The organism is Pseudomonas sp. GV047 (assembly GCF_003058245.1).
Classification (GTDB): Bacteria; Pseudomonadota; Gammaproteobacteria; order Pseudomonadales; family Pseudomonadaceae; genus Aquipseudomonas; species Aquipseudomonas marginalis.
Genome location: NZ_QCWA01000030.1, coordinates 1 through 3624, shown reverse-complemented (window position 1 = coordinate 3624; position 3624 = coordinate 1). Strand labels below are relative to the sequence as shown.

Sequence of the window (3624 nt, the reverse complement as noted above, 5' to 3'; positions counted from 1 at the left end):
CCCGAAATTGGGTCTGTAGCTCAGTTGGTTAGAGCGCACCCCTGATAAGGGTGAGGTCGGCAGTTCGAATCTGCCCAGACCCACCAATTTTGTGTGGGAAACGCCTGTAGAAATACGGGGCCATAGCTCAGCTGGGAGAGCGCCTGCCTTGCACGCAGGAGGTCAACGGTTCGATCCCGTTTGGCTCCACCACTACTGCTTCTGCGTTATGAAAGCTTAGAAATGAGCATTCCATCAGTATGATGGTGAATGTTGATTTCTAGTCTTTGATTAGATCGTTCTTTAAAAATTTGGGTATGTGATAGAAAGATAGACTGAACGTTACTTTCACTGGTAACGGATCAGGCTAAGGTAAAATTTGTGAGTGGCTCTTAATTGAGTATGATCGAATTTTCGGCGAATGTCGTCTTCACAGTATAACCAGATTGCTTGGGGTTATATGGTCAAGTGAAGAAGCGCATACGGTGGATGCCTTGGCAGTCAGAGGCGATGAAAGACGTGGTAGCCTGCGAAAAGCTTCGGGGAGTCGGCAAACAGACTTTGATCCGGAGATGTCTGAATGGGGGAACCCAGCCATCATAAGATGGTTATCTTGTACTGAATACATAGGTGCAAGAAGCGAACCAGGGGAACTGAAACATCTAAGTACCCTGAGGAAAAGAAATCAACCGAGATTCCCTTAGTAGTGGCGAGCGAACGGGGACTAGCCCTTAAGTGGCTTTGAGATTAGCGGAACGCTCTGGAAAGTGCGGCCATAGTGGGTGATAGCCCTGTACGCGAAAATCTCTTAGTCATGAAATCGAGTAGGACGGAGCACGAGAAACTTTGTCTGAATATGGGGGGACCATCCTCCAAGGCTAAATACTACTGACTGACCGATAGTGAACTAGTACCGTGAGGGAAAGGCGAAAAGAACCCCGGAGAGGGGAGTGAAATAGATCCTGAAACCGTATGCGTACAAGCAGTGGGAGCCCACTTTGTTGGGTGACTGCGTACCTTTTGTATAATGGGTCAGCGACTTATTTTCAGTGGCGAGCTTAACCGAATAGGGGAGGCGTAGCGAAAGCGAGTCTTAATAGGGCGTCTAGTCGCTGGGAATAGACCCGAAACCGGGCGATCTATCCATGGGCAGGTTGAAGGTTGGGTAACACTAACTGGAGGACCGAACCGACTACCGTTGAAAAGTTAGCGGATGACCTGTGGATCGGAGTGAAAGGCTAATCAAGCTCGGAGATAGCTGGTTCTCCTCGAAAGCTATTTAGGTAGCGCCTCATGTATCACTGTAGGGGGTAGAGCACTGTTTCGGCTAGGGGGTCATCCCGACTTACCAAACCGATGCAAACTCCGAATACCTACAAGTGCCGAGCATGGGAGACACACGGCGGGTGCTAACGTCCGTCGTGAAAAGGGAAACAACCCAGACCGTCAGCTAAGGTCCCAAAGTTATGGTTAAGTGGGAAACGATGTGGGAAGGCTTAGACAGCTAGGAGGTTGGCTTAGAAGCAGCCACCCTTTAAAGAAAGCGTAATAGCTCACTAGTCGAGTCGGCCTGCGCGGAAGATGTAACGGGGCTCAAACCATACACCGAAGCTACGGGTATCACGTAAGTGATGCGGTAGAGGAGCGTTCTGTAAGCCTGTGAAGGTGAGTTGAGAAGCTTGCTGGAGGTATCAGAAGTGCGAATGCTGACATGAGTAACGATAATGGGTGTGAAAAACACCCACGCCGAAAGACCAAGGTTTCCTGCGCAACGTTAATCGACGCAGGGTTAGTCGGTCCCTAAGGCGAGGCTGAAAAGCGTAGTCGATGGAAAACAGGTTAATATTCCTGTACTTCTGGTTATTGCGATGGAGGGACGGAGAAGGCTAGGCCAGCTTGGCGTTGGTTGTCCAAGTTTAAGGTGGTAGGCTGGAATCTTAGGTAAATCCGGGATTCTAAGGCCGAGAGCTGATGACGAGTTACCTTTTAGGTAACGAAGTGGTTGATGCCATGCTTCCAAGAAAAGCTTCTAAGCTTCAGGTAACCAGGAACCGTACCCCAAACCGACACAGGTGGTTGGGTAGAGAATACCAAGGCGCTTGAGAGAACTCGGGTGAAGGAACTAGGCAAAATGGCACCGTAACTTCGGGAGAAGGTGCGCCGGTGAGGGTGAAGGACTTGCTCCGTAAGCCCATGCCGGTCGAAGATACCAGGCCGCTGCGACTGTTTATTAAAAACACAGCACTCTGCAAACACGAAAGTGGACGTATAGGGTGTGACGCCTGCCCGGTGCCGGAAGGTTAATTGATGGGGTTAGCTAACGCGAAGCTCTTGATCGAAGCCCCGGTAAACGGCGGCCGTAACTATAACGGTCCTAAGGTAGCGAAATTCCTTGTCGGGTAAGTTCCGACCTGCACGAATGGCGTAACGATGGCGGCGCTGTCTCCACCCGAGACTCAGTGAAATTGAAATCGCTGTGAAGATGCAGTGTATCCGCGGCTAGACGGAAAGACCCCGTGAACCTTTACTATAGCTTTGCACTGGACTTTGAATTTGCTTGTGTAGGATAGGTGGGAGGCTTTGAAGCGTGGACGCCAGTCTGCGTGGAGCCAACCTTGAAATACCACCCTGGCAACTTTGAGGTTCTAACTCAGGTCCGTTATCCGGATCGAGGACAGTGTATGGTGGGTAGTTTGACTGGGGCGGTCTCCTCCTAAAGAGTAACGGAGGAGTACGAAGGTGCGCTCAGACCGGTCGGAAATCGGTCGTAGAGTATAAAGGCAAAAGCGCGCTTGACTGCGAGACAGACACGTCGAGCAGGTACGAAAGTAGGTCTTAGTGATCCGGTGGTTCTGTATGGAAGGGCCATCGCTCAACGGATAAAAGGTACTCCGGGGATAACAGGCTGATACCGCCCAAGAGTTCATATCGACGGCGGTGTTTGGCACCTCGATGTCGGCTCATCACATCCTGGGGCTGAAGCCGGTCCCAAGGGTATGGCTGTTCGCCATTTAAAGTGGTACGCGAGCTGGGTTTAGAACGTCGTGAGACAGTTCGGTCCCTATCTGCCGTGGACGTTTGAGATTTGAGAGGGGCTGCTCCTAGTACGAGAGGACCGGAGTGGACGAACCTCTGGTGTTCCGGTTGTCACGCCAGTGGCATTGCCGGGTAGCTATGTTCGGAATAGATAACCGCTGAAAGCATCTAAGCGGGAAACTAGCCTCAAGATGAGATCTCACTGGGACCTTGAGTCCCCTGAAGGGCCGTCGAAGACTACGACGTTGATAGGTTGGGTGTGTAAGCGCTGTGAGGCGTTGAGCTAACCAATACTAATTGCCCGTGAGGCTTGACCATATAACACCCAAGCAATTTGACTACTCGAAAGAGCATCAGATTGCGGTGTGTGAAGACGCAATGAACCGAAAGTTCGAGATTTCACAAAACACCGACAGCTGTCACATACCCAATTTGCTGAAGCGAGGCCAGCCGGCCACGACTCAGTACCCGAATTTCTTGACGACCATAGAGCATTGGAACCACCTGATCCCATCCCGAACTCAGCAGTGAAACGATGCATCGCCGATGGTAGTGTGGGGTTTCCCCATGTGAGAGTAGGTCATCGTCAAGATTAAATTCCGAAACCCC

The 3624-nt window shown here is 51.0% G+C and carries 2 tRNA genes and 2 rRNA genes; all 4 read left to right on the top strand.

The window, feature by feature from the left end:
• Positions 1-9: 9 nt before the first annotated feature.
• The 4 genes from C8K58_RS32090 to rrf all read left to right on the top strand — a co-directional run bounded on the left by C8K58_RS32090 (position 10) and on the right by rrf (position 3607).
• A tRNA-Ile gene (locus C8K58_RS32090) sits at positions 10-86 on the top strand.
• Between the two features lie 30 nt (positions 87-116).
• A tRNA-Ala gene (locus tag C8K58_RS32085) sits at positions 117-192 on the top strand.
• A 249-nt stretch (positions 193-441) separates the two neighbouring features.
• A 23S ribosomal RNA gene (locus tag C8K58_RS32080) occupies positions 442-3333 on the top strand.
• 158 nt (positions 3334-3491) lie between these two features.
• Positions 3492-3607: ribosomal RNA gene (gene rrf, locus C8K58_RS32075) — 5S ribosomal RNA — on the top strand.
• The last annotated feature ends 17 nt before the right edge of the window (positions 3608-3624 follow it).